Origin of the sequence: Pseudomonas sp. A-1, from assembly GCF_004801855.1 — a bacterium.
In the GTDB taxonomy this organism is placed as follows: Bacteria; Pseudomonadota; Gammaproteobacteria; order Pseudomonadales; family Pseudomonadaceae; genus Geopseudomonas.
The window spans coordinates 1-772 of sequence record NZ_SSTC01000228.1; the positions used below are offsets into that span (position 1 = coordinate 1).

The 772-nt window shown below is 77.5% G+C and carries 1 protein-coding gene and 1 pseudogene; both read left to right on the top strand.

Annotated elements, in window-relative coordinates:
• A pseudogene (locus tag E5198_RS21305) lies at positions 1-116 on the top strand (hydroxymethylbilane synthase); the annotation flags it as partial.
• On the top strand, positions 113-772 hold a 660-nt coding region (locus tag E5198_RS21310), incomplete at its 3' end, for a uroporphyrinogen-III synthase (protein ID WP_136491876.1). The pseudogene E5198_RS21305 and the gene E5198_RS21310, both read left to right, overlap by 4 nt.

The window sequence follows — 772 nt, forward strand, 5'->3', positions numbered from 1 at the left end:
CCCGCGCCCCGCGCGCCGCCGCCGAGACGCTCGGCGTGCAGGTCGCCGAGGCGCTGCTGGCCCAGGGCGCCGACCGCATCCTCGCCGCGGTCTACGGCGAGGCCGGCCAGCCGTGAGCGACTGGCGCCTGCTGCTGACCCGTCCGGCCGAGGACTGCGCCGCGCTGGCGCAGACCCTGGCCGGGCACGGCGTGTTCGGCCACTGCCTGCCGCTGCTGGAGATCGAGGCGCTCCCGGAAACCCCGGAGCATCGCGCGGTGTTCCTCGACCTCGACCGCTACTGCGCGGTGCTGGCGGTCAGCAAGCCGGCCGCCCGCCTGGGCCTGGCGCTGCTCGACCGCTACTGGCCGCAGCCGCCGATGCGCCAGCGCTGGTTCGCCGTCGGCGCCGCCACCGGCGCGCTGCTCGACGCCTACGGTCTGGACGCCAGTTGGCCGGAGGCGGGCGACGACAGCGAGGCGCTGCTGGCCCTGCCGGCGCTGCACGAGGCGCTCGCCGTGCCTGACCCGCGGCTGCTGATCCTGCGCGGCGAGGGCGGCCGCGACTGGCTCGCCGAGCGCTTGCGCGAGCAGGGGGTGGCCGTCGACTATCTTTGCCTGTATCGGCGCCGCCTGCCGGCCCATCCGGCCGGCGCGCTGGCCGGCGCGGTGCGCGAGCATGCGCTCAATGGCCTGGTGGTCAGCAGCGGCGAGGGCCTGGCCAACCTGCAGGCGCTGGCCGGCGCCGACTGGCCGGCGCTGGCGCGCCTGCCGCTGTTCGTGCCCAGCCCGCGG